Source organism: Microbacterium galbum (genome assembly GCF_032464915.1).
Taxonomy (GTDB): Bacteria; Actinomycetota; Actinomycetes; order Actinomycetales; family Microbacteriaceae; genus Microbacterium; species Microbacterium galbum.
Genome location: NZ_JAWDIS010000001.1, coordinates 303060 through 326049, shown reverse-complemented (window position 1 = coordinate 326049; position 22990 = coordinate 303060). Strand labels below are relative to the sequence as shown.

Genomic DNA, 22990 nt, shown 5'->3' with positions numbered 1-22990 from the left:
GATGCCCCGAAGCTGGAGCCAGCGCTGTCCACTCAAGCTGCGACCCTGATCACGAACTTCGCGTCTGCGGGTGCGGAGTTCCACCCGCCCTCCATCTCCGAGTTCTTCCCCGACGCGGTCCTGTTCGAGGGCACGATCTTCGCGATCACCCGCATCAACCTCACGCAGATGCTGGCGACGCTCGCGCTGGTCCTCTTCCTCGTGCTGGGCACCCGCCGCATGAAGGTCGTCCCCGGCCGCTTCCAGAGCATCGCCGAGATGGGCCTCGACTTCGTCCGCGTCAACATCGCCGAAGACATCCTGGGTCGCAAGGACGGCAAGCGGTTCCTGCCGATCCTCACCACGATCTTCTTCATGGTGCTGTTCATGAACATCACGGGTGTCATCCCGTTCCTGAACATCGCCGGTACGAGCGTCATCGCCGTGCCGCTGCTGCTCGCGATCGTCGCGTACGTCACCTTCATCTACGCCGGCATCAAGAAGAGCCCCGGCGGCTTCTTCAAGAACGCGCTGCTGCCCTCGGGCGTGCCGTGGCCGCTGTACATCATCATCGTCCCGCTCGAGTTCCTCTCGACCTTCATCATCCGCCCCGTCACCCTGACGCTGCGTCTTCTGATGAACATGGTCGTCGGCCACCTCATGCTGGTGCTGTTCTTCTCGGCCACCCAGTTCTTCGTGGTCGGGCTCAGCGGCTGGTGGACGGCGCTCGGCGCCGGCTCCCTCGCCTTCGGCTTCGCCTTCACCCTGTTCGAAATCTTCGTCGCCTTCCTCCAGGCGTACGTCTTCGCGATCCTCACCGCGGTCTACATCCAGCTCGCGGTCGCAGAAGAGCACTGAGCGGCCCGGCGCACGCCGAGCCACCCAACGAAAGGAAAAAACCCGTGGACGCAACTACGGTTCTCGCCCAGGTCACCGGTAACGTCGCCACGATCGGCTACGGCCTCGCCGCCATCGGCCCCGCCATCGGCGTGGGCATCGTCGTCGGCAAGACGATCGAGGGCGTCGCCCGTCAGCCCGAGCTCGCGGGCCGCCTGCAGGTCCTGATGTTCATCGGTATCGCCTTCACCGAGGCGCTCGCCTTCATCGGTATCGCGACCGGCTTCATCTTCACCTGAACCGGCCGCTCTCGACTCACTGTAAGGAGACAGGATGCTGAACGCTCTTGTCACACTCGCCGCGGAGCCCGCGGGAGAGGCGCACAACCCGCTGATCCCGGCGTGGTACGACATCATCTGGTCGGCCGTGTGCTTCGTCGTCATCATCTTCGTGGTGTGGCGTGTGGCCCTGCCGCGGATGGCGAAGCTGCTCGACGAGCGCAGTGCTGCCATCGAGGGCAACATCGCCAAGGCCGACGAGGCTCAGCGACAGGCCGAGGCCGCACTCGAGGAGTACACCGCGCAGCTCGCCGAGGCGCGCCGCGAAGCCGGTGAGATCCGCGAGTCCGCAACCCAGGACGGTCGTAAGATCGTCGCCGAGGCCAAGGAGACCGCTGCGTCCGAGGCAGCCCGCATCACCGCCAGCGCGCACGCGCAGATCGAGGCCGAGCGTCAGACGGCCCTCGTGCAGCTGCGCTCCGAGGTCGGTACCCTCGCGGTCGACCTCGCCGGCAACGTGATCGGTGAGACCCTGTCGGACGACGCGCGCGCCAACGCCGTGGTCGACCGCTTCCTCGCCGAGCTCGAGGCCTCCGAGAAGGCGGCCAAGTAATGGGCAGCGCGACCACTCAGGCCCGGACCGCGACGTCGGAGGCCCTGGCCTCCGCGTCGGGTGTCGATCTCGACGTCGCACGCGAGCTGTTCGCTGCCGTGGCCGCCGTGAGCGGATCGGCGCAGCTGAGCGGCGCGCTGTCCGACTCGTCGGTGCCGGCGGAAGCCCGGGCGGGGCTCGTCTCCGCCGTGTTCGGTCCGTCGTACCGGCCTGCCACGGTGGAGCTGCTCTCGCGCGCCGCTCAGCAGCGCTGGTCCAGCGCCGCGGAGTTCGTGGAGGGACTCGAGGAGCTCGCTGTGCGGGCCACCTCGGTCGCCGAGACCGGTGACATCGAGGCCGAGCTCTTCTCGTTCTCGCGCACCGTCGCCTCCAACGGCGAATTGGAGCTCGCGCTCGGCGGTCGTCTCGGCGACGCGTCGGCGAAGGGCACGCTCGTCTCGACCCTCCTCGGTGGGCGCGCGAGCGCCGGCACCGCCCTGATCGTGTCGTCGCTCGTCGAGCACGCGCGCGGTCGTCGGGTCCGTGCCCTGCTCCGCCGCGCGGAGCGCATCGTGGCCGATCAGCGATCGCGCATCGTGGCCACCGTGTCCGCCGCCGCACCGCTGAGCGCCGACCAGCAGACCCGTCTGCAGAACGCTCTCAGCGCACGTTACGGCTCGGCTGTCACGCTGAACACCGTGATCGACCCGACCGTGCTGGGTGGTCTGCGCGTGCAGGTCGCCGACGACGTCATCGACGCGAGCGTGTCCGCACGTCTCGCCGACCTCCGCCAGCGGATCGCCGGCTGAAGACTTTCCGCCCGAGCGGGCGTGATCTTGGGGGCCGAGGGCCCCACGAACGAAGGAAGACAATGGCAGATCTCTCTATCAGCCCCGACGTCATTCGTGACGCGCTGAAGGACTTCGTCAACGCCTACGAGCCCACCGGCGCCGCGGCGACCGAGGTCGGCGCCGTCGTCGACGCGGCCGACGGCATCGCCCACGTCGAGGGACTCCCCGGCGTCATGGCCAACGAGCTCATCCGCTTCGCGGACGGCACGCTCGGCCTCGCCCAGAACCTCGACGAGAACGAGGTCGGTGTCGTCGTGCTCGGCGAGTTCTCCGGCATCGAAGAGGGCCAGAGCGTCACCCGCACGGGTGAGGTGCTCTCGGTCGGCGTGGGCGAGGGCTACCTCGGTCGCGTGGTCGACCCGCTCGGCAACCCGATCGACGGTCTCGGTGAGATCGCGACCTCGGGTCGTCGCGCGCTCGAGCTCCAGGCTCCCGGCGTGATGCAGCGCAAGAGCGTGCACGAGCCCCTGCAGACCGGCATCAAGGCCATCGACGCCATGATCCCCGTCGGCCGCGGCCAGCGTCAGCTCATCATCGGCGACCGTCAGACCGGCAAGACGGCCATCGCGATCGACACGATCATCAACCAGAAGGCCAACTGGGAGTCGGGCGACGTCAACAAGCAGGTTCGCTGCATCTACGTCGCCATCGGCCAGAAGGGCTCGACCATCGCTTCGGTGAAGGGCGCGCTCGAGGACGCCGGTGCGATGGACTACACCACCATCGTCGCGGCCCCCGCGTCCGACCCCGCCGGCTTCAAGTACCTCGCGCCCTACACCGGTTCGGCCATCGGCCAGCACTGGATGTACGAGGGCAAGCACGTCCTGATCATCTTCGACGACCTGTCGAAGCAGGCCGAGGCCTACCGCGCCGTGTCGCTCCTGCTGCGTCGCCCGCCGGGCCGCGAGGCGTACCCCGGCGACGTCTTCTACCTGCACTCGCGTCTGCTCGAGCGTTGCGCGAAGCTCTCCGACGAGCTCGGCGCCGGCTCGATGACGGGTCTGCCCATCATCGAGACCAAGGCCAACGACGTCTCGGCGTACATCCCGACCAACGTGATCTCGATCACCGACGGCCAGATCTTCCTGCAGTCCGACCTCTTCAACGCCAACCAGCGCCCCGCGGTCGACGTGGGTATCTCGGTCTCGCGCGTCGGCGGTGACGCTCAGGTCAAGTCGATCAAGAAGGTCTCCGGAACGCTGAAGCTGGAGCTCGCGCAGTACCGCTCGCTCGAGGCTTTCGCGATGTTCGCGAGCGACCTCGACGCGGCCTCGCGTCGTCAGCTCGCCCGCGGTGCGCGCCTCACCGAGCTGCTCAAGCAGCCGCAGTACTCGCCGTACCCCGTCGAGGAGCAGGTCGTCTCGATCTGGGCCGGCACCAACGGCAAGCTCGACGCGGTCGAGGTCTCCGACGTGCTGCGCTTCGAGCGCGAACTGCTCGACTACCTGCGCCGCAACTCGACCGTGCTCGACACTCTGCGCGAGACCAACGTGCTCGGTGACGACACGCTCGCGGAGCTGGAGCAGAAGATCGACGCGTTCTCCAAGGAATTCCAGCCCGGCAAGGACCAGAGCGTCGTCGGCGCCGAGAAGGTCGACGCCGCCGAGGCGGAGGACGTCAACCAGGAGCGGATCGTCAAGGGCCGTCGCTGATAGCGACGACACGAGAACGGAATCATGGGCGCACAACTGCGGGTCTATAAGCAGAAGATCAGTTCTGCTCAGACGACCAAGAAGATCACCAAGGCGATGGAGCTCATCGCGGCTTCGCGCATCCAGAAGGCGATGGCGCGTGTGCGCGCGGCATCGCCCTTCGCGCGGGCCGTCACGAGCGCCGTCTCGGCGGTCGCCACGCACTCCTCCGTCGATCACCCGCTGACGACCGAGCGCGAGAACATCCGTCGGTCGGCCGTCGTCATCTTCACGTCCGACCGCGGCCTCGCCGGCGCGTTCAACTCGCAGATCCTCCGTGAGGGTCTCGAGCTGGCCGAGCTGCTCCGCTCGCAGGGCAAAGAGGTCGTCTACTACCTGGTCGGACGCAAGGCCGTCGGATACTTCCAGTTCCGTCGCATGCCGAGCGTCGCCCAGTGGGTCGGCGACACCGACACCCCGCAGTTCTCGACCGCCGAAGAGATCTCGGATGCCGTGATCGAGGCGTACCGCGCAGGCGGGGAGAACGAGGGCGGCGTCGACGAGATCCACCTCGTCTACAACCGCTTCGTCAGCATGATGACGCAGTCGCCGGAGTCCGTGCGCCTGCTCCCGCTCGAGGTGCTCGAGGCCGATGAGGCTCCCGCGCAGTCCGAGGTCTACCCGCTCTACGAGTTCGAGCCGGACGCCGAGACCGTTCTCGACGCGCTCCTGCCGACGTACGTCCAGAGCCGTATCTTCAACGCCCTGCTGCAGTCGTCGGCCGCCAAGCACGCCGCGACCCAGAAGGCCATGAAGTCGGCCAGTGACAACGCCGACAAGCTCATCACCGACTACACCCGCCTGCGCAACAACGCGCGCCAGGCGGAGATCACGCAGCAGATCGCCGAGATCGTCGGCGGCGCCGATGCCCTGGCATCCGGCAAGTAAGTTCCCAAGGAGAGAAGAAGCCATGAGCCTCACCGCCGAGAAGACCGACGCGGCCGTCGTCGGACGCGTCGCGCGCGTCACCGGCCCGGTCGTCGACATCGAGTTCCCGCATGACGCGATCCCCGAGATCTACAACGCGTTGAAGACCACGATCACCATCGGTGACGAGTCGACCGAGATCACCCTCGAGGTCGCTCAGCACCTCGGTGACGACCTCGTCCGCGCCATCTCGCTCAAGCCCACCGACGGCATGGTCCGCGGTCAGGACGTCCGCGACACCGGCGGCCCCATCTCGGTGCCCGTCGGAGACGTGACCAAGGGCAAGGTGTTCGACGTCACCGGTCAGGTGCTGAACGCCGCTCCGGGCGAGACCATCGAGGTCACCGAGCGCTGGGGCATCCACCGCAAGGCGCCGAGCTTCGACCAGCTCGAGTCCAAGACCGAGATGTTCGAGACCGGCATCAAGTCGATCGACCTCCTGACCCCCTACGTGCAGGGTGGAAAGATCGGTCTCTTCGGTGGTGCGGGCGTCGGCAAGACGGTCCTCATCCAGGAGATGATCCAGCGCGTCGCGCAGGACCACGGTGGTGTCTCGGTGTTCGCCGGTGTCGGCGAGCGCACCCGTGAGGGCAACGACCTGATCGGCGAGATGGAAGAGGCGGGCGTCTTCGACAAGACCGCCCTCGTGTTCGGCCAGATGGACGAGCCGCCGGGGACGCGTCTGCGCGTCGCCCTGTCGGCGCTGACGATGGCGGAGTACTTCCGCGACGTGCAGAAGCAGGACGTGCTGCTCTTCATCGACAACATCTTCCGCTTCACGCAGGCCGGCTCCGAGGTCTCGACCCTGCTGGGTCGCATGCCTTCTGCCGTGGGATACCAGCCGAACCTGGCTGACGAGATGGGTGTGCTCCAGGAGCGCATCACCTCGACGCGCGGTCACTCGATCACCTCGCTGCAGGCGATCTACGTCCCCGCCGACGACTACACCGACCCGGCTCCGGCGACCACGTTCGCCCACCTCGACGCCACCACCGAGCTTTCGCGTGAGATCGCGTCGAAGGGTCTGTACCCGGCCATCGACCCCCTGACGTCGACGAGCCGCATCCTCGATCCGCGCTACATCGGTGCCGACCACTACCGCGTGGCCACCGCCGTGAAGCAGATCCTGCAGAAGAACAAGGAACTGCAGGAGATCATCGCCATCCTCGGTGTCGATGAGCTCTCCGAGGAAGACAAGATCGTCGTGTCGCGTGCACGTCGCATCCAGCAGTTCCTCTCGCAGAACACCTACATGGCGAAGAAGTTCACCGGCGTCGAGGGCTCCACGGTGCCGATCAAGGAGACCATCGAGTCGTTCGACGCGATCGTCAAGGGCGACTTCGACCACGTCGCCGAGCAGGCGTTCTTCAACGTCGGTGGCATCTCCGACGTCGAGGCCAAGTGGGCGCAGATCCAGAAGGAGAACGGCTGACATGTCGTTGCGCGTGAGCCTGGTGTCGGCAGACGCCGAGGTGTGGACGGGGGAGGCCACGCTCGTCGTGGCCAAGACCGTCGAGGGTGAGATCGGCTTCATGCAGGGGCATGAGCCGGTGCTCGCGATCCTCGCCCAGGGCGAGGTGCGCATCACCCGCGCCGACGGCACGAAGATCCTGGCCAACGCCGAGGACGGCTTCCTCTCGATGGCGAACGACGAAGTGACGATCGTCGCCGGGAACGCAGCCCTCGTCTCCTGACACCGCTTCATCGCTGACGCGCGTCGCCCGATATCGGGCGGCGCGCGTCGCCTTTTCCGGGAGGATCCATGCTCGTCCTGCTGCCGCCGTCCGAGACCAAGAAACCGGGCGGCGACGGTGCTCCGTTGTCGCTCGCGTCGTTGTGGGCGCCGTCGCTCCTGCCGCAGCGCGAGAGCGTGCTCGACGCCCTCGTCGCTCTGAGCGCCGACGAAGACACGGCGGCGCGCGTGCTGAAGCTCAGCCCGAAGCGTCGGCACGAGATCGCCGACAATGCCGCGCTTCGGTCGGCGCCCACCCTGCCCGCCGTCGATCGCTACACCGGGGTGCTCTTCGACGCCCTGGATGCCGGAAGTCTCGACGACGACGCCCGCGGCTGGCTCGCGGAGCACGTCGTCATCCATTCCGCGCCCTTCGGTCCGGTGGGTGCTCTCGACGGCATCCCCGCCTATCGCCTCGCGGCGGGGACCTCGATTCCCGCTCTGCCGGCACTGCGCCGTGTTTGGGCCGGCGCCGTCGGCGAGGCTCTCGCCGACGCCGGTGCGTCGTTCGTCCTCGACCTTCGTTCGGAGGCGTACGTGGCGCTGGGGCCTGTACCCGAGGGCATGTCGTCGGCGTACGTACGCGTGGTCACGGAGGGGGAGGGAGGCGCCGTCCGCGCTCTGAACCACTTCAACAAGCACGCGAAAGGCGAGCTCGTCCGCGCGTTGGCGTCGAGCGGGGCGGAGCTGTCCAGCCGCGAGGACTTCCTCGGGTGGGCGAGGAAGAACGGGTGGACGGTGCGGCCGTCCGGTGAACGGGAGTTGCTCCTAGCAGTCTGAGACGGATGTCGACGAGGGGATGTCAGCGAACACTCAGGTTCGCTAGCATGACACGCGCGGGAGACGCCCGCCGGCTCTCGTGACCGCGGGGGCCGCTCGAGAGGATCGACGTGAACATCTCAAATCTCGCTTACTCCGACTACGGGACGACCAGTGCCGGCGAGGCGGCGGTTCTGGCCGTGGTGTACCTCTTCATCTTCCTGTTCAGCATCTTGGGCTACCTCATCAGCTCGTTCCTGCTCATGAAGGTCTTCGAGAAGGCCGGTGTCCAGGGCAAGTGGCGCGCCTGGGTCCCCGTCTACAACGCCCTCGTCTACGCCAAGCTGGGTGACTTCTCGCCGTGGATCCTTCTGGGTCTTGCCGTGGCCTCCGCCATTCCGATCCTGAACTTCCTCGCCGGTCTCGCGATCGTCGTCGCGCTGATCATGATCTCGTACCGGGTGGCCGCCAAGTTCGGACGCGACTGGCCCATTCTGCTGCTGTTCCTGCTCGGCCCTCTCGGTCAGTGGATCTTCCTCGGCATCCTCGGCTTCAGCAGCAACCGGTGGAACCCCGCCGCCGCCTCGCCGTCGCCGTGGGGCTCGTCGTTCCTCGCTGACAAGACGTTCTGGAACGGCATCCCCGCGCAGCCCGCGCAGAACGTCCAGGGTCAGAACGGCGGCGGATACGGGGCGCCGGTCGCTCCTCCCGCGCAGGGCTACGCCCCGCCGGCGGCCCCCGGGTACGCGCCGCCGCAGACGCCGCCCGCCTCGGGCAGCACGCCGCCGCCGCCGGCACCCCCGGCCGGTCCGCAGGTCTGATCTCCGACCGGATCGTCGAGGGGCTCTCCGCCGTGTGCGGGGAGCCCCTCGTGTCGTCACGGGGATAGCGTGGAGTCATGACCCCCACCGATCTGCCCCTTCGCCCCGTCGGCCGCTCAGGACTTCGGGTGTCCGCCGTCGGCCTCGGGTGCAACAACTTCGGTCGTGTGGGTACGCCCACCGAAACGCTCGAGGGGACGCGGAACGTCCTCGACGCCGCCCTCGATGCGGGCGTCACGTTCCTCGACACGGCCGACATCTACGGCCGCTCCTTCGGCCTGTCCGAGACGCTCATGGGCGAGGCGCTGGAGGGGCGCCGCGACCGGGTCGTCCTCGCGACCAAATTCGGCCACGCGGACTTCGCGCCGGCGATCGTCGGCGGCGCGAAGGGCTCACGGGCGCACATCCGGCGCGCCGTCGAGGATTCGCTGCGGCGCCTGCGCACCGACTGGATCGACCTCTATCAGATGCACACGCCCGATCCCGAGACGCCCGTCGACGAGACGCTGGACGCGCTCGCGGATCTCGTCCGCGAAGGCAAGATCCGATACATCGGTCATTCGAACTTCTCGGGTTGGCAGATCGCCGAGGCGGATGCCGCGGCGGCGGGCGTCCGGTTCGTGTCGGCGCAGAACCAGTACAGCCTCCTCGCGCGAGCGGCCGAGCGCGAGGTGCTCCCCGCCGCCCGCCGCTTCGGCCTCGGCTTCCTCCCCTTCTTCCCGCTGCACAACGGCCTGCTCACCGGGAAGTTCACGCGCGAGGGCGGTCCGGACGACAGCCGCATCATGCGCCAGCGCCCGCACCTCTGGCGCGACGCGCCGTGGGACGCCCTCGAGCGGTACCAGGCATACTGCGACGCGCGGGGGATCTCGATGCTCGAGGCGACGTTCGGGTGGTTCCTCGCGAACCCGCTCGTCTCCAGCGTCATCGCCGGAGCCACCAGCGCGGCGCAGGTGCGCTCGAACGCCGCCGCCGCCACGGCGTGGTCGCCGAGCGTCGATGATCTCGCCGAGCTCGACGGCATCCTGGGGCTGCCGGCCGATCCCGCCGCGGGATGAACGCGGCACGGGGGAGGGGGCGCTCCGGCGCGTCCGCTGGCGATGCTCGCGTGTCGACTAGGATGACAGGGCCGCGCGGTTCCGCCGGCGCAGCTGTCGGCCAACCGGAGGATCATTCGTGCCCGAGGTGACCACCCACACGCGTACCGTCCCTCTCGGCGACGGCTCTCTCGAACTGCGCTGGGCGGCGAGCACCGACACGGGGCGTCGCCGCGAAGTCAATCAAGACGCGTTCCTCGCGGAATACCCTCTCTTCATCGTCGCCGACGGAATGGGCGGCCACCTCGGCGGCGAGATCGCCAGTGCCAGTACCGTCGACCGTCTGCGCGCCGTCGTCGAGTCGGGTGCGGTCTCGACGAAGAACATCGAGAAGGCCCTTTCCCGCGCCGTGAAGGACATCGTGGCGCATCCCGAGACGACGGACGAGGGGACGGGGACGACCCTCACGGGCCTCTATCTCGAGACGCACACCGAGGAACCGCACTGGGTGACCCTCAACATCGGGGACTCCCGCGTATACCTGGTCCGAGATGAAGAGATCGTCCAGGTGACCACCGACCACTCGGTGGTGCAGGAGCTCATCGCGGCCGGCCGACTCAGCCCCGAAGAGGCCGAGAACCACCCCTACGGCAACGTCATCACGCGCGCCGTCGGACCGAGCGACAGCGTCAAGCCCGACTACCTGCGTCTCGACGTGCTCGACGGCGACCGATTCGTGGTCTGCTCCGACGGTCTGACGAAGGAGCTCACCGATTTCGGCATCCGTCACTTCCTCGCGGCCAACGCCGACCCCGCGGCAGCGGTCGACGCCATGATGGCCGCCGCGCTCGAGAACGGCGGCCGAGACAACGTGACCATCGTCGTCCTCGACGTCGCGCGCCGCTCCGCCTGAGAATCCGCTCTTGACCGCGCCTGGGCGCGGATTCTACGTTCGGCATATGACCTCCGCACCCGAACGGACGGCCGGTAAGGGCCTCGCCTCCGGAACGCTGGGCCTGTGGGGCTCGACCGTGATCGGTCTGGCATCCACCGCCCCCGTCTATTCCCTCGTCGCCACCCTCGGTTTCGTCGTCCTGGCCGTCGGTGCGCAGGCGCCCATCGCCTTCGTCATCGCATTCGTGCCGATGCTGTTCATCGCCTTCGCCTACCGTGAGCTGAACAACGAGATCCCGGATTGCGGAACGACCTTCACCTGGGGGACCAAGGCCTTCGGCCCGTGGATCGGATGGATGGGCGGCTGGGGAGTGGCCGTGGCCGGCATGGTCGTGCTCGCCAATCTCTCGCAGATCGCCGGCATCTACCTCTGGTCGCTCATCGGCGACGGCTCGCTCGCCGATAACGTGCCGCTCGTGACCGCGACCGGTGTCGCGTTCATCGCCGCGATGACCTACATCAGCTACCGGGGCGTCGAGATCGGCGAACGGATCCAGAACATCCTGCTCGGCGTGCAGTACCTCGTGCTCGCCCTGTTCGTCGTGCTCGCGCTGTGGAAGTTCTTCGACGGCACGGCGCCGAACCCCACCCCCTTCGACATCGCGTGGTTCAACCCGCTGGGCTTCACCGACTGGAGTGGCTTCACCGAGGCGGTGCTGCTGGCGCTGTTCATCTACTGGGGGTGGGACACCTGCCTCGCGCTGAACGAGGAGACGAAGGACCCGAAGCGCATTCCGGGCCGCGCGGCGCTGCTGACCACCGTCATCCTGCTCGGGACCTACGTCACCGTGACCGTCGCCGCGATGATGTACGCCGGAGTGGGGGAGGACGGCTCGGGGCTTGCGAACCCCGAGAACGCGGACGACGTGTTCCTGGCGCTGAAGGACGGGCTGTTCGGACCGTTCGGGTGGGTGCTCATCGTCGCCGTGCTCATCTCGGCGGTGTCATCGACGCAGACGACCATCCTCCCCACCGCTCGCGGGACGCTCGCGATGGCGGCCTACAAGGCGCTGCCGGCGCGGTTCCGGTCGGTGCACCCGCGCTACAAGACGCCGTCGTTCTCGACCCTGGTCATGGGGATCGTGGCGAGCGTCTATTACGTGGGGATGACGCTCATCAGCGACAACATCCTGCAGGACTCGATCCTGTCGCTCGGACTCGCGATCGCGTTCTACTACGCCATGACCGGGTACGCCTGCGTCTGGTACTACCGTCGTGAACTGTTCTCGTCGGGCAAGAACCTCGTCTATCGCGGCATCCTGCCGCTGCTCGGGGCCCTGATGCTGACATACGCATTCGTCCAGTCGGCCATCGACATGTACGACCCCGAGTACGGCTACACGGTGCTGTTCGGCGTCGGGGGCACCTTCGTCGTCGGCATCGGGGCCCTCGCCGTCGGCGTGGTGCTCATGGTGGTGTGGTTCGCGTTCCCCGGCTCGAAGCCGTTCTTCCGTCGCGAGAGTCTCAACCGAGAGACCGAGGTGCTCGTCCCGGACGAGCCGATCGCCTATCCGCGGTCGGTCGACGGCGGGATCTGAGGCGCGCAGCCGGGCCGCTCACGCGGGCGGTCGGGCGGCGAAGGACATGCCCGCCCGGCGCGCCGATGGATCAGACCACGGCGCGGATCGAGCCGACGACACCCGCGCCGCCTGACACCGTGAGGGGCAGGAGCGCCAGCGTCTCATCGACGGCCTCGGTGGACAGGGCCCCGGCCCGCTCCAGCAGGCGCAGGGCCACCGCCCAGCCCGCACGGTTGGAGCCGTCGAGCATCTTCAGGGCGACGGTCGTTCCATCGGGCGCCGTCATGACCTGGACGCCTTCGGCGCCCATCTTGGAGAACACGCCGAGTCGTTCGATCACGATGGTGTCGGGACGACCCGGGCCGTCGACGGTCCAGGGGTGCTCCTTGACGGCGCGGACGAGCGCTCCCGCGCTGCGGTGCAGGGCGAAGGGCGAGCGCTCCGAGGAGGTTGCGATGCGCTGGATGGCGCGCGCGAGACCCACCAGGCTCATCGCGTAGACGGGGGCGCCGCAGCCGTCGATCGCCGTCGTGGTCATGCGCTCGCCGACGAGGCGCTCGAGCACCTCGCGGATGTGCATCTGCAGAGGGTGCTGCGGGTCGAGGTAGTCGGCCGTCGACCACCCGTTGGCCACGCACGTCAGCAGCATCGCGGCGTGCTTTCCCGAGCAGTTCATGCGCAGCGGGGAGGGGGCGCCGTGATCGCGGACGAGCTCATCACGCGACGCCGTGTCGGTGGGCCAGGCCGCGGGGCAGCCCAGGTCGTCCTCGGTGAGCCCGGCCGACTGCAGGATGTCGCGCGCCAGCTGGGCGTGGCGGTCGGTGCCGCAGTGGCTGGCCATGGAGATCGCGAGGCGCTCGTCGGCGAGATCGGCTCCCGCGGACAGGCACGCGAGGGCCTGCAGGGGCTTCATGCTCGAGCGCGGCAGGAATGCCGCCGTCACGTCGCCCAGGGCGAGCTTCTCGGTGCCGTCGGGAGCGAGCACGACGGCGACGCCGACGTGGCGTGATTCGACGAAGCCGTTGCGGTCGACGACGGCGAGTTCGACGGAGGCGGGGGGCGTGGTGGGCATCCCTTGATCGTATCTCGCCGACCCCCTTCCGCCCCGGTCGGGCCGCCCGTGCGAGTCGCCAGGATATGTCGCCTCCGACACGTTTCCGGCGACCGATTCCGGCGACTCGCGCGCGGGGACGGGGCAGACTGGGGGCATGTACGGAGAGCATCACTACCGCCTGCGCGCGACCTGGACCGGCGACCGAGGAACCGGGACGAGCGGATACCGCGACTACGACCGGTCCGTGACCGTGCAGGTCGACGGCAAGCCCGTGATCGCGGCATCCGCGGACACGCCCTTCCGGGGCGATCCGGCGAAGTGGAACCCGGAGGAGCTGCTGCTGGCCGCGCTGAGCGAATGCCATCTGTTGTCGTACCTGCACGCGTGCGTCACGACCGGCGTGGTCGTCACGTCCTACGAGGACGACGCCGAAGGGACGATGAAGGAGGACGGCAACAGCGGGGGAGCGTTCACCGACGTCGTGCTGCGCCCGCGCGTCACGGTCGCCGAGGAGTCGATGGTCGAGGCGGCCACCGCCGCCCACCGTCAGGCCCGTGAGTGGTGTTTCATCGCGAACTCTGTCAACTTCCCGGTGCGTCACGAACCGGTGGTCACCGTCGGCTGAGCGGCGCCGTGGACGGCGGCGGGGCGACTCGTCGTACAGTGAGCGCATGCAGCTCGAACCCGCCCTGCGCCGTCTCGATCGGATCGCCGGGGGCCGGCAGGCCGATCATCGTGTCGCGGCGTCCGACGATCCGAAAGTGCGCCGGGCCTTCCGCGCGATGACGGTGCTGCTCGCCGCGGGGTTCGTCCTCGGGGTCGCGACGGTCGTCGTGGCGCTGTGGATGAGCCTGAGTGGTCAGGACGTCGGATTCGCGGTGTGGATGCGCTGTTTGGTGGTGCTGGGCATCACGACGACGCTGTTCTACTTCCTCTGGCGTGCACACGCGGGGTGGTACTGGGCCTTCCGGCGCCTGCAGCTGTTCAGTCGCATCTTCCCGGTGGTGGCGCTCGTGCTGGCGGCCATCCCCGGGCTGTACCCGTTCTGGGTGGTGACCGAGCAGATCCTGTTCGCCCTCCTGCTCATCGGGGTGTCGGATTACCTGCAGTCGGACGCGATGCGCGCGGCCTATCCCAAGCCTCGGCGCTGAGGTCTCGGCGTGCGGATGCCGTGGCAGCCGGCCTGCGGGAAGGGGACCGGTCCCTTCGACGGACTCAGGGACCTCGGGGTGCGGGCTCAGGGACTTCGGGGGGTGGGCTGAGGGCCGTGCGGGAGGCGGGCGGGAACGACGGAACCCCGCCGGCACGGGGCCGACGGGGTTCCGTTCGTGGGGGCGGGATCAGCGCACGTCGTCGTCGATCCAGTCCATCGACTTGGTGACGGCCTTCTTCCACAGGCGCAGCTCGCGCTCGCGCTCCGCGTCGTCCATGCTCGGCTCCCAGCGCTTGTCTTCCTGCCAGTTGGCGCGCAGGTCGTCGAGGTTGTTCCAGAAGCCCACGGCCAGACCCGCGGCGTACGCGGCACCGAGGGCGGTGGTCTCGGCCACAACCGGACGCACGACCGGAACACCGAGGATGTCGGCCTGGAACTGCATGAGCGCGTCGTTGGCGGTCATGCCGCCGTCGACCTTGAGCTCGGCGAGGTCGACGCCCGAATCCGCATTGACGGCATCCAGCACCTCGCGCGACTGGAAGGCGGTGGCCTCCAGTGCCGCGCGGGCGATGTGGCCCCGGTTGACGTAGCGGGTCATGCCGACGATCGCGCCGCGGGCGTCGGGACGCCAGTACGGGGCGAACAGGCCCGAGAACGCCGGCACGAAGTACACGCCGCCGTTGTCGTCGACGCTCTCGGCGAGCTTCTCGACCTCGGGGGCCGAGGAGATGATGCCGAGCTGGTCGCGCAGCCACTGGATGAGCGAGCCGGTCACGGCGATCGATCCCTCGAGCGCGTAGCGGGCGGGCTGGTCGCCGAGCTTGTAGCCGAGGGTCGTCAGCAGACCGTTCTTCGAGTGGACGATCTCCTCGCCCGTCTGGAAGATGAGGAAGTTGCCGGTGCCGTAGGTGTTCTTGCTCTCGCCCGGGTCGAAGGCGGCCTGACCGAAGGTCGCGGCCTGCTGGTCGCCCAGGATGCCGGCGATCGGGGTCTCGCGCAGCAACGACGACGACTCGACGGTGCCGTAGACCTCCGAGGAGGAGCGGATCTCGGGCATCATCGAGCGGGGCACGCCGAAGTCCGACAGGATGTCGTCGCGCCACTCGAGCGTCTCGAGGTCCATGAACAGGGTGCGGCTGGCGTTGGTGACGTCGGTGGCGTGCACGCCGCCGTCGATGCCGCCGGTGAGGTTCCACAGCACCCAGGTGTCGGTCGTGCCGAAGACGATGTCTCCGGCTTCCGCCTTCTCGCGGGCTCCGTCGACGTTCTCGAGGATCCAGACGATCTTGGTGCCCGAGAAGTAGGTCGCCAGCGGAAGGCCGACGATGCTCTTGTAGCGCTCGGGGTCACCGTCGGCCAGGCGGTCGACGATCGACTGCGTGCGGGTGTCCTGCCACACGATCGCGTTGTAGACGGGCTTGCCGGTGTTCTTGTCCCAGACCACCGCGGTCTCGCGCTGGTTCGTGATGCCGACGGCGGCGATGTCGTGGCGGGTGATGTCGGCGCGGCTCAGGGCGAGGCCGATCACCTCCTGGGTGTTGCGCCAGATCTCGAGGGGGTCGTGCTCGACCCAGCCCGCGCGCGGGAAGATCTGCTCGTGCTCCTTCTGTCCGACGGAGACGACGCTCCCGGACTTGTCGAAGATCATCGCGCGCGTCGAGGTCGTGCCCTGGTCGATGGCGAGGACGTAGTCGGCCATGGATGGACTCCTTTGTCTTGTTCAGTGAACGGGTGAAGAGAGGAAAGGGGAGGCGGGGGCGCCGGGCGACGCCCCCGCGACGGTGCTACTTGCCGAGGCTGAGGAGCACGGGGGCCAGCAGACCCGCGAGCAGGCCACCCACGAGGGGGCCGGCGACCGGAACCCACGCGTAGCCCCAGTCGCTGGAACCCTTGCCCTTGATGGGGAGGATGGCGTGGGCGATACGGGGGCCGAGGTCACGTGCCGGGTTGATCGCGTAGCCGGTGGGGCCACCGAGCGAGGCGCCGATACCGACGACGAGCAGGGCGACCGGGACAGCGGCGAGTCCGCCGATACCACCGGGGACGCCGATGTCGGCCACGCCGTAGTCGCTGAAGCCGAAGATCACGAAGACCAGCACGAAGGTCGCGATGACCTCGGTGAGGAAGTTGAAGCCGTAGGAGCGGATCGCGGGGCCGGTCGAGAACACGCCCAACTTGTTGGCCGGGTCGGGCTCGTCGTCGAAGTGCTGCTTGTACGACGCCCATGCGAGCACGGCGCCGATGATCGCACCGACCATCTGGGCCGCCACGGCCACGAGGAACTGGACGAAAGCGATCTTGCCCGCGACGAGCAGACCGATCGAGACGGCCGGGTTCAGCTGCGCGCCGGAGTAGGCGGAGACGATCACACCGGCGAACACGGCGAGGCCCCACCCCCAGTTCACCATCAGGAAGCCACCGGCGTTGCCCTTGGTCTTGGCGAGGGCCACGTTGGCGACCACGCCGCAGCCCAAGAGGATGAGCATCGCGGTTCCGACCACCTCCGAGAGGAAGTACAGCCCCAGGTTCACTTCTTGCATGTCGTCATCGACCTTTCTTTTCTCGCCCGGCCACCTTCGGCTCGAGCGGTGATGCGGCTCGGTGTTCCGAACCTATGCGCGTCGTGCGGGCGCGCGACAGGTGGCGCGCCCGCACGTTCTCTCAGATTCGCGCGACCCCGGCCTGAGCCAGGTCGACCCGGTGCGCGGAGCGCAGGATCTCGGTGGTGCGGCTGATCTCGTCGTCGACGCGATCGGCGTCCCAGCCGAGGGGACCCGCCACGGCCTCGGCGACCTCGCGGAGCGTGCGCTCGGTCATGCCGCCGACGAAGGCCAGGTGGGTACGGCGCAGCAGGACGTCGATCAGGTGCACGACCTGCTCGTTCGCCGCGATCCACTCGAGCTCTTCGCGGTAGTACCCGGGGGCGTCCTCGACCGGGGTCGGATCGGCCGGCAGCACGTCGAGGATCGCGTCGGCCCGCGTGCCGTAGCGCTCGAGCATGGCATCCACGAGTTCCGCCGAGTGAGCATTCGTGCGCGCCGAGATCCACCGGCGACGCTGCTCGGGCGTCGCGGGGAAGCCGGCGCCGCCGCCGATCGACAGGCCCTGCGTGCTCACGCGGTGCGGGCGACGGAGCTTCTGCAGCGTCTTCATGCTGAGGTGCTCGGCGAGGGCGCGGAAGGTGGTCCACTTGCCGCCCACGAGGCTCATCGCGGGGGTTCCGGCGATCTCGTCCTCGACGATGCGGTAGTCGCGCGAGACGAAGCCGGGTGCGGTGTCGTCGTGGCGGGGGAGCGGACGGATGCCGGAGAACGTGTAGACGATCTGCGAGCGGTCGACGCCGACGGTCGGGAAGACGTGGCCGATGAGGTCGAAGAAGTACTCGATCTCGTCGTCGGTGCACACGACGGGCTTCGACGGGTCGGCGTCGATGTCGGTGGTGCCGACGAGGACGCGGTCCTTGAGCGGGTAGATGAGGACGATGCGGCCGTCGGAGTGCTCGAAGAAGATCTCGCGTCCCCCGGTCGCGGCGAGCAGTTCGGGGTTGTCGAGCACGATATGCGAGCCCTTGGTGCCACCCATGAACTGGGTCTTCAGTCCCATGGCCTCGTTGGCCAGGTCGGTCCAAGGGCCCGCGGTGTTCAGGATCACCTTGGACTTCACGGTGAACTCCTCGCCGGACACCTCGTCGCGCACGCGCACGCCGTTCGCGTCGGCGCCGACGGCCGAGACGTAGTTGACCGCCTGCGTGCGCCCGGCGCCCGCCTCGATGCCGTCGCGCAGCACGTCGAGGGCGATGCGCTCGGGGTCGTGCATCGAGGCGTCGAAGTAGGTGGCCGTGTAGGCGAGATCGTTGTTGAGCTTGGGCAGCTCGGCGAGCGACTTCTTCTTGCCGAGGAACTTGTGCCGGGGGACCGATCCGCCGTCGCGCGAGAAGGTGTCGTACATGATGAGGCCGACCTTGATCAGCAGGGCGCCGCGCTCGTTGGGCTTGCCGCGTCCGTGCGTCACCAGCAGGCGGAACGGGGCGGACAGGATGCCGGAGAACGTCTTGTAGATCGGGATCGTCGTCTCGAGCGGCTTGACGTAGTGGGGGGCCGTCTTGAGCAGGTCGTTGCGCTCGGTGACGGCTTCCTTGACGAGACGGAACTCGCCGTTCTCGAGGTACCGGATGCCACCGTGCACCATGTGGCTGGAGGCGGAGGACGCACCCGACACGAAGTCGCCGCGCTCGACGAGGGCGACGCTGACGCCCTGCAGGGCCAGGTCGCGCAGGGTGGCGAGGCCGTTGATGCCTCCACCGATGATCAGGACGTCGAGGTCTTCGGCGTCGCGGAGCGCCTGGACGTCGGGGCGGAGCGCCGGGACATCCGCGCGGGGCGAAGAAGTGGGGGACGACATGTCGACTGCGACCTTTCGTTGTTGGTACGACGATCAGGATGCGCTCGTCTGCACGTTGTTGCAAGCCCCATGAACAAACGTGCAGAATGGTGTTCATGAAGGTGTCGAGACAGTGACGACGCAGGCGGAGGAGCGCTCCCGAGACGCGCTGCGCGCGGCTCAGCTGTACTACATGCAGGACCTCACGATGGATGCCATCGCGCACGAGATGCGCGTCTCGCGGTCCTCGGTGTCGCGGTTGCTGCAGCACGCCCGCGATGTGGGGCTCGTCACGATCTCGATCAGTCCGCCCGACGACGCGCGCGGCCAGATGGCTCAGCGCATCGCGGACCGCTTCGGCATCACCGCGCACATCGTCCCCACACCCCCGCGCACGTCCGAGGCCGAGCGTCTGGAGCGAACCGCCCTCACCGCGGCGCGCATCCTCGCCGAGCGGGTCGAGTCGTCGATGACGGTCGGGGTGGCCTGGGGATCCACCCTCTCCGCCATGGCGCGCCACGTGCCGCAGAAGGACGTGCACGACACCCACATCGTGCAGATGAACGGCGCCGCGAACGTGCGCACCTCCGGCATCCCCTATGCGGGGGAGATCCTGTCGAAGTTCGGTGCGGCGTGGTCGTCGTCGGTGCACCAATTCCCGGTGCCGGCGCTCTTCGACGATCCGCGCACGAAGCAGGCCATGTGGCGCGAGCGCTCCGTGCGCTCGGTCCTGGAGATCCAGCAGCGCGTCGGTCTGTTCGTCTTCGGACTCGGCTCGCCCCACGCCGACGTGCCCTCGCACGTGTACAGCGGTGACTACTTCGACGAGCGCGACCGTGCGGTGATCGAGCGCGAGGGCGTCGTCGGCGACTGCGCGACGGTGTTCTACCGTGCCGACGGCTCGAGCGACATCCCCGAGCTCAACGCGCGCTCCAGCGGGCCCGATCTCGACACGGTCCGTCGCATCCCCCGGCGCTTCTGCGTCGTGTCGAGCCTGTCGAAGCTCGACGGGCTGCGCGGGGCGCTCGCTGCGGGCCTGGTGACGGAGCTCGTCGTGGAGGAGTCGCTCGCGCGACGCCTGCTCAGCGTCACGCGCTGACCGGTCGGAATGCCAGGCCGCCCCGGCGCGGAGGGAGCCTCAGCGCTCGCCGAAGCCGTCGTCGATGAGAGCGCGCAGCTCATCGAGGGCCTGCTGCGCCTGCGGCCCGGAGGCGCTCACGCGCACGCGCGTCCCCTGCCGCACGCCCAGCGCCATGAGGGCGAGCAGACTGCGCCCCGAGACCTCGTCGCCGCCGGTGTCGAGATCGACGATGCGCACGTCGGCGTCGTAGCGCGACGCCGCCTTCACGAAGGTCGCGGCCGGCCGGGCGTGCAGTCCCGACGGGTTGACGATCTGCGCCTCGAACGACGCGGTGTCGGGGGAAGCGTCATCTTCGACAGGCCCCGCATCGGTCGACGGCGCGGAACTCCCCGGGGTCGGAGGGGACGCCGAGGCGTCGTCGTCGCCGAGCTGGCGCCGCTTCGCGTCGCCCGCCCCGCGCACTTCGGCGGCCACCGCGTCCAGACCGGCCCCGCCGGCGGCCGTGACCACCGCCGCCACCAGACCCTCGACGAACGGAGCGGGGCTGAGCCGCACACGGTCGGGGGCGGAGACGAACTCAAGCGCCGTCTCGGCGCTCAGGAGGGCCGAGCCCAGGTCCATCAGCACGAGCACGCCGTCGCTCGAATCCGCCTCGTCGATCGCGGCGGCGATGGCCACGGCATCCGTTCCGAGGTCGCCGTCGGGTCCGCCCGCGGCCACGCGCACGACGGGGGGTTCGGTCCCGCCCATCTGCAGCGCGAGCTCGACCGCGGCCTCCGCCAGGGCGCGACTGTGCGAGACCGCGACGATGCCGATCACTCGGCGGCCGCCAGGGTGTCGCTCAGGGCCTCGAGCAGCAGCGTCGCCGAGGCGGCGCCCGGGTCGAGGTGTCCGGCACTGCGCTCGCCGAGGTAGCTCGCGCGGCCCTTGCGGGCCACGAGCGGCTCTGTCGCATCACGTCCGCGCGCGGCGGCCTCGGCGGCGGCGCGCGAGGCGGCGGCAGGTGACGCGTCGTCCCGCGCCGCGGAGTCCCAGGCCTCGAGGGCGGGGGAGAGGGCGTCGATCATGGTCTTGTCGCCGACCTCGGCCTTGCCGCGGGCGATGACGCCCTCGACACCGGCCCGGAGCGCCGCACCGAGGGCTGCGGCATCCACGGGGTCGGCCTCGGCCAGGGCGGGTCCCATGCGCAGGAAGAGGGTGCCGTAGAGCGGGCCGCTGGCCCCGCCGACCGTGGAGACGAGGGTCATGCCCACCGTCTTGAACAGATCGGTCGGAGTGGACGGCTCGGGGTCGAGCTTGGCGACGACCGCGTCGAGACCGCGGGCCATATTCGAGCCGTGGTCGGCGTCTCCGATCTCGGAGTCGAGGCGCGTCAGTTCGTCCTTGTGCTGCTGCACCGCGTCGCGGAAGGCGCGGATCCACGCGACGAGGTCGCCGGTCGTGACGGAGGCGGCGCTCATGCGCCCCACCGCAGGCCGGGGGTGACGACGGGGGCGTCCCACAGGCGCAGCATCTCGTCGTCGGCCTTGACGACCGTGAGCGAGGCGCCCGCCATGTCGAGGCTGGTGATGTAGTCGCCGATGAGCACGCGCTGCACGTCGACCCCCGCCTCGGCGAGGAGCGGCGCGATCTCGCCGTACAAGAGGTACTGCTCGATGAGCGGCGTTCCGCCCAATCCCGACAGCAGCACGATCGCCGGCCCCACCGCGTCGCCGAAGTCGTGCACGATCGGCTCGACCATGAGCTTCGCGACCTCGTGAGCGGATGCCAGCTTCACGCGCGAGCGGCCGGGTTCGCCGTGGATGCCGACACCGACCTCCATCTCGTCGTCGGGGAGGTCGAAGGTGGGGCGACCGGCTGCGGGCACGGTGCAGCTGGTCAGCGCGACGCCCATCGAGCGCCCGGCGGACGAGACGCGACGCGCGAGCGCGGCGACGGCGGCGAGATCGGCGCCCTCCTCGGCGAGGGCGCCGACGATCTTCTCGAGGACGACGGTGGTTCCCGTGCCGCGGCGGCCGGCGGTCCACGTCGAGTCCTGCACGGCGACGTCGTCGGCGACGACGACGGACTCGACCTGCACGCCCTCGGCGGCGGCGAGCTCGGCGGCCATCTCGAAGTTGAGCACGTCGCCGGTGTAGTTCTTCACGATGTGCAGGACGCCCGCGCCCGAGTCGGCGGCCTGCGTGGCGGCGAGCACCTGGTCGGGGGTGGGGGAGGTGAACACCTCGCCCGCGGCGGCGGCGTCGAGCATGCCGCGTCCGACGAACCCGCCGTGCATCGGCTCGTGCCCGGAGCCCCCGCCCGAGACGAGGGCCACCTTGCCCGCGCGGGTCGGTTCCGCGCGCAGGATGACGCGGTTCTCGGCATCCACGCGAAGATCGGGATGAGCCGCCTGAATACCGCGCAGGGCCTCGGCCAGCACATCGGCCGGGTCGTTGACGAACTTCTTCACGATGCCTCCTCGTTGTGGCTCCGACGGTTCGGGCCGTCGGTTTCGACCCTGGTCGTCGGGGGGCGTCGCGTCAAGGGCGAGGAGGCGCGTCAGAGGCGTTCGTGCGGCAGGACCTGCTTGATGCGTTCGATGGGGTTCTGCGCCGGGGCCTCGTTGTAGGCGTTCGCGAGCTCCTGCCCGCTCAGGGCGTGGATGGCGGCCATGATCTCGTCGGTGGCGCCGCGTCGCGCGCGCCCCGAGGTCGCGGGACCGTGCGGCGAGAGGTCGAGGGGCTCGCCGAAACGCACCGTGATGCGCTCGCTCGTGCTGGGGAACTTCGCCCCGACCGGCATCGCCTTGTCGGTGCCGATGAGGCCGACCGGGACCACCGGTGCACCGGTCTGCAACGCCAGGAACGCCACTCCCGTGCGGCCCTTGTAGAGCCGGCCGTCGAGGGAGCGCGTGCCCTCGGGGTAGAGCGCGACGGCGCGACCGTCTTCGAGGAGCACGCGCTGCTGGTCGAGGGCGTCGAGGGCCTTCTGCCCGGCCCCGCGCTCGACCGCGATCGCCCCGATGGCGGTGAAGAACTGCCGCGAGGCCCACTTCTCGAAGTACGCCGACTTCGCCATGAAGTGCACGGGGCGGGGAGCGGCGACCGGGATGGCGATCGAGTCGATGAACGACAGGTGGTTGCTGGCGAAGATCACCGGACCCGTGCGCGGGACGTTCTCTCGCCCCTCGACGTGCGGCCGGTAGACGGCGCGGGCGAGGGGCGCGATGAGGAATCGTCCGAGTCCGTAGGCCGCGCCCATCTGCTGCGGCGGAGCGGCGGCGGGGGGCTCGGCGGGCAGGTCGGAACTCACTCGACGAGGCTACTAGCCGCCGCATGCCGGGGCGTGCATGGGGCGGCGTG

General features: G+C 69.1%; 24 protein-coding genes. 16 read left to right on the top strand and 8 right to left on the bottom strand.

Going from position 1 to position 22990, the window contains the following annotated elements; translation table 11 throughout:
- Positions 1–24: 24 nt before the first annotated feature.
- From atpB to RWH45_RS01540, 13 genes are all read left to right on the top strand, one after another.
- Positions 25–837 (top strand): F0F1 ATP synthase subunit A, encoded by an 813-nt coding sequence (atpB, locus tag RWH45_RS01600; protein ID WP_437127330.1) that lies wholly within the window; start codon positions 25–27, stop codon positions 835–837.
- A gap of 44 nt (positions 838–881) precedes the next feature.
- Complete coding sequence (gene atpE, locus RWH45_RS01595; RefSeq protein WP_043360904.1) at positions 882–1115, top strand: F0F1 ATP synthase subunit C; 234 nt, start codon at positions 882–884, stop codon at positions 1113–1115.
- Positions 1116–1149: 34 nt separating this feature from the next.
- Complete coding sequence (locus RWH45_RS01590) at positions 1150–1707, top strand: F0F1 ATP synthase subunit B (RefSeq protein WP_315993177.1); 558 nt, start codon at positions 1150–1152, stop codon at positions 1705–1707.
- Complete coding sequence (locus RWH45_RS01585; RefSeq protein WP_315993176.1) at positions 1707–2495, top strand: F0F1 ATP synthase subunit delta; 789 nt, start codon at positions 1707–1709, stop codon at positions 2493–2495. Before RWH45_RS01590 ends, RWH45_RS01585 begins: the two co-directional genes overlap by 1 nt.
- Positions 2496–2557: 62 nt before the next feature.
- On the top strand, positions 2558–4189 hold the full coding sequence (gene atpA, locus RWH45_RS01580) for a F0F1 ATP synthase subunit alpha (RefSeq protein WP_315993175.1): 1632 nt from the start codon (positions 2558–2560) through the stop codon (positions 4187–4189).
- A 24-nt stretch (positions 4190–4213) separates the two neighbouring features.
- Positions 4214–5116 carry a F0F1 ATP synthase subunit gamma gene (locus RWH45_RS01575; protein ID WP_298874924.1) on the top strand — a complete coding sequence of 301 codons (903 nt, stop codon included), beginning with the start codon at positions 4214–4216 and terminating at the stop codon, positions 5114–5116.
- A 22-nt stretch (positions 5117–5138) separates the two neighbouring features.
- Entirely contained in the window at positions 5139–6587 is a 1449-nt protein-coding gene (atpD, locus tag RWH45_RS01570; protein ID WP_315993174.1) for a F0F1 ATP synthase subunit beta, read from the top strand.
- Between the two features lies 1 nt (position 6588).
- A complete protein-coding gene (locus RWH45_RS01565; RefSeq protein WP_315993173.1) occupies positions 6589–6849 on the top strand; it encodes a F0F1 ATP synthase subunit epsilon in 261 nt (86 codons plus the stop codon).
- 68 nt (positions 6850–6917) lie between these two features.
- Positions 6918–7667 carry a YaaA family protein gene (locus tag RWH45_RS01560; RefSeq protein ID WP_315993172.1) on the top strand — a complete coding sequence of 250 codons (750 nt, stop codon included), beginning with the start codon at positions 6918–6920 and terminating at the stop codon, positions 7665–7667.
- 110 nt (positions 7668–7777) lie between these two features.
- Positions 7778–8467, top strand: a complete 690-nt coding sequence (locus RWH45_RS01555; protein ID WP_315993171.1) for a DUF5684 domain-containing protein — start codon at positions 7778–7780, stop codon at positions 8465–8467.
- A gap of 77 nt (positions 8468–8544) precedes the next feature.
- On the top strand, positions 8545–9525 hold the full coding sequence (locus RWH45_RS01550; RefSeq protein WP_315993170.1) for an aldo/keto reductase: 981 nt from the start codon (positions 8545–8547) through the stop codon (positions 9523–9525).
- Between the two features lie 118 nt (positions 9526–9643).
- Positions 9644–10417: a PP2C family protein-serine/threonine phosphatase gene (locus tag RWH45_RS01545; RefSeq protein WP_315993169.1), complete on the top strand. Its 774-nt coding sequence runs from the start codon at positions 9644–9646 to the stop codon at positions 10415–10417.
- 46 nt (positions 10418–10463) lie between these two features.
- Positions 10464–11996, top strand: a complete 1533-nt coding sequence (locus RWH45_RS01540; RefSeq protein ID WP_315993168.1) for an APC family permease — start codon at positions 10464–10466, stop codon at positions 11994–11996.
- Between the two features lie 70 nt (positions 11997–12066).
- Here RWH45_RS01540 and RWH45_RS01535 read toward each other — a convergent pair whose 3' ends face one another.
- Positions 12067–13050: an asparaginase gene (locus RWH45_RS01535; protein WP_315993167.1), complete on the bottom strand. Its 984-nt coding sequence runs from the start codon at positions 13048–13050 to the stop codon at positions 12067–12069.
- 136 nt (positions 13051–13186) lie between these two features.
- Between RWH45_RS01535 and RWH45_RS01530 the strand changes: the two genes are divergently transcribed.
- Together RWH45_RS01530 and RWH45_RS01525 are read left to right on the top strand one after the other, a co-directional pair.
- Positions 13187–13657 (top strand): OsmC family protein, encoded by a 471-nt coding sequence (locus RWH45_RS01530; RefSeq protein ID WP_315993166.1) that lies wholly within the window; start codon positions 13187–13189, stop codon positions 13655–13657.
- A 46-nt stretch (positions 13658–13703) separates the two neighbouring features.
- Complete coding sequence (locus RWH45_RS01525) at positions 13704–14183, top strand: hypothetical protein (protein WP_315993165.1); 480 nt, start codon at positions 13704–13706, stop codon at positions 14181–14183.
- Between the two features lie 189 nt (positions 14184–14372).
- Here RWH45_RS01525 and glpK read toward each other — a convergent pair whose 3' ends face one another.
- From glpK to RWH45_RS01510, 3 genes are all read right to left on the bottom strand, one after another.
- Positions 14373–15884: a glycerol kinase GlpK gene (gene glpK, locus RWH45_RS01520; RefSeq protein WP_315993164.1), complete on the bottom strand. Its 1512-nt coding sequence runs from the start codon at positions 15882–15884 to the stop codon at positions 14373–14375.
- 85 nt (positions 15885–15969) lie between these two features.
- Entirely contained in the window at positions 15970–16725 is a 756-nt protein-coding gene (locus RWH45_RS01515; protein WP_315993163.1) for an MIP/aquaporin family protein, read from the bottom strand.
- Positions 16726–16846: 121 nt separating this feature from the next.
- Positions 16847–18586, bottom strand: coding sequence for a glycerol-3-phosphate dehydrogenase/oxidase (locus RWH45_RS01510; RefSeq protein WP_315993162.1), 1740 nt, complete (start codon positions 18584–18586; stop codon positions 16847–16849).
- A gap of 112 nt (positions 18587–18698) precedes the next feature.
- Here RWH45_RS01510 and RWH45_RS01505 point away from each other — a divergent pair, with 112 nt between their 5' ends.
- Entirely contained in the window at positions 18699–19664 is a 966-nt protein-coding gene (locus RWH45_RS01505; protein WP_315993161.1) for a sugar-binding transcriptional regulator, read from the top strand.
- A gap of 39 nt (positions 19665–19703) precedes the next feature.
- On the opposite strand, the gene dhaM is transcribed toward RWH45_RS01505, so the two are convergent.
- The 4 genes from dhaM to RWH45_RS01485 all read right to left on the bottom strand — a co-directional run bounded on the left by dhaM (position 19704) and on the right by RWH45_RS01485 (position 22889).
- Positions 19704–20465 (bottom strand): dihydroxyacetone kinase phosphoryl donor subunit DhaM, encoded by a 762-nt coding sequence (dhaM, locus tag RWH45_RS01500; RefSeq protein ID WP_315993160.1) that lies wholly within the window; start codon positions 20463–20465, stop codon positions 19704–19706.
- Positions 20462–21106 (bottom strand): dihydroxyacetone kinase subunit DhaL, encoded by a 645-nt coding sequence (dhaL, locus tag RWH45_RS01495; RefSeq protein WP_315993159.1) that lies wholly within the window; start codon positions 21104–21106, stop codon positions 20462–20464. The genes dhaM and dhaL overlap by 4 nt, the downstream gene beginning before the upstream one ends.
- A complete protein-coding gene (gene dhaK / locus RWH45_RS01490) occupies positions 21103–22098 on the bottom strand; it encodes a dihydroxyacetone kinase subunit DhaK (RefSeq protein ID WP_315993158.1) in 996 nt (331 codons plus the stop codon). The genes dhaL and dhaK overlap by 4 nt, the downstream gene beginning before the upstream one ends.
- Positions 22099–22187: 89 nt before the next feature.
- Positions 22188–22889, bottom strand: a complete 702-nt coding sequence (locus RWH45_RS01485) for a lysophospholipid acyltransferase family protein (protein WP_315994577.1) — start codon at positions 22887–22889, stop codon at positions 22188–22190.
- Positions 22890–22990 lie beyond the last annotated feature (101 nt).

What these genes read in the sequence shown, in the direction of transcription:
- RWH45_RS01535 (WP_315993167.1), bottom strand. Translation starts at nt 13,050, where the DNA reads ATGCCCACCACGCCCCCCGCCTCCGTCGAACTCGCCGTCGTCGACCGC.
- RWH45_RS01565 (WP_315993173.1), top strand. Translation starts at nt 6,589, where the DNA reads ATGTCGTTGCGCGTGAGCCTGGTGTCGGCAGACGCCGAGGTGTGGACG.
- RWH45_RS01485 (WP_315994577.1), bottom strand. Translation starts at nt 22,889, where the DNA reads ATGGGCGCGGCCTACGGACTCGGACGATTCCTCATCGCGCCCCTCGCC.
- RWH45_RS01510 (WP_315993162.1), bottom strand. Translation starts at nt 18,586, where the DNA reads ATGTCGTCCCCCACTTCTTCGCCCCGCGCGGATGTCCCGGCGCTCCGC.
- atpD (WP_315993174.1), top strand. Translation starts at nt 5,139, where the DNA reads ATGAGCCTCACCGCCGAGAAGACCGACGCGGCCGTCGTCGGACGCGTC.
- dhaL (WP_315993159.1), bottom strand. Translation starts at nt 21,106, where the DNA reads ATGAGCGCCGCCTCCGTCACGACCGGCGACCTCGTCGCGTGGATCCGC.
- RWH45_RS01515 (WP_315993163.1), bottom strand. Translation starts at nt 16,725, where the DNA reads ATGCAAGAAGTGAACCTGGGGCTGTACTTCCTCTCGGAGGTGGTCGGA.
- RWH45_RS01590 (WP_315993177.1), top strand. Translation starts at nt 1,150, where the DNA reads ATGCTGAACGCTCTTGTCACACTCGCCGCGGAGCCCGCGGGAGAGGCG.
- RWH45_RS01560 (WP_315993172.1), top strand. Translation starts at nt 6,918, where the DNA reads ATGCTCGTCCTGCTGCCGCCGTCCGAGACCAAGAAACCGGGCGGCGAC.
- glpK (WP_315993164.1), bottom strand. Translation starts at nt 15,884, where the DNA reads ATGGCCGACTACGTCCTCGCCATCGACCAGGGCACGACCTCGACGCGC.
- RWH45_RS01525 (WP_315993165.1), top strand. Translation starts at nt 13,704, where the DNA reads ATGCAGCTCGAACCCGCCCTGCGCCGTCTCGATCGGATCGCCGGGGGC.
- atpA (WP_315993175.1), top strand. Translation starts at nt 2,558, where the DNA reads ATGGCAGATCTCTCTATCAGCCCCGACGTCATTCGTGACGCGCTGAAG.
- RWH45_RS01540 (WP_315993168.1), top strand. Translation starts at nt 10,464, where the DNA reads ATGACCTCCGCACCCGAACGGACGGCCGGTAAGGGCCTCGCCTCCGGA.
- RWH45_RS01550 (WP_315993170.1), top strand. Translation starts at nt 8,545, where the DNA reads ATGACCCCCACCGATCTGCCCCTTCGCCCCGTCGGCCGCTCAGGACTT.
- RWH45_RS01585 (WP_315993176.1), top strand. Translation starts at nt 1,707, where the DNA reads ATGGGCAGCGCGACCACTCAGGCCCGGACCGCGACGTCGGAGGCCCTG.
- RWH45_RS01575 (WP_298874924.1), top strand. Translation starts at nt 4,214, where the DNA reads ATGGGCGCACAACTGCGGGTCTATAAGCAGAAGATCAGTTCTGCTCAG.
- RWH45_RS01530 (WP_315993166.1), top strand. Translation starts at nt 13,187, where the DNA reads ATGTACGGAGAGCATCACTACCGCCTGCGCGCGACCTGGACCGGCGAC.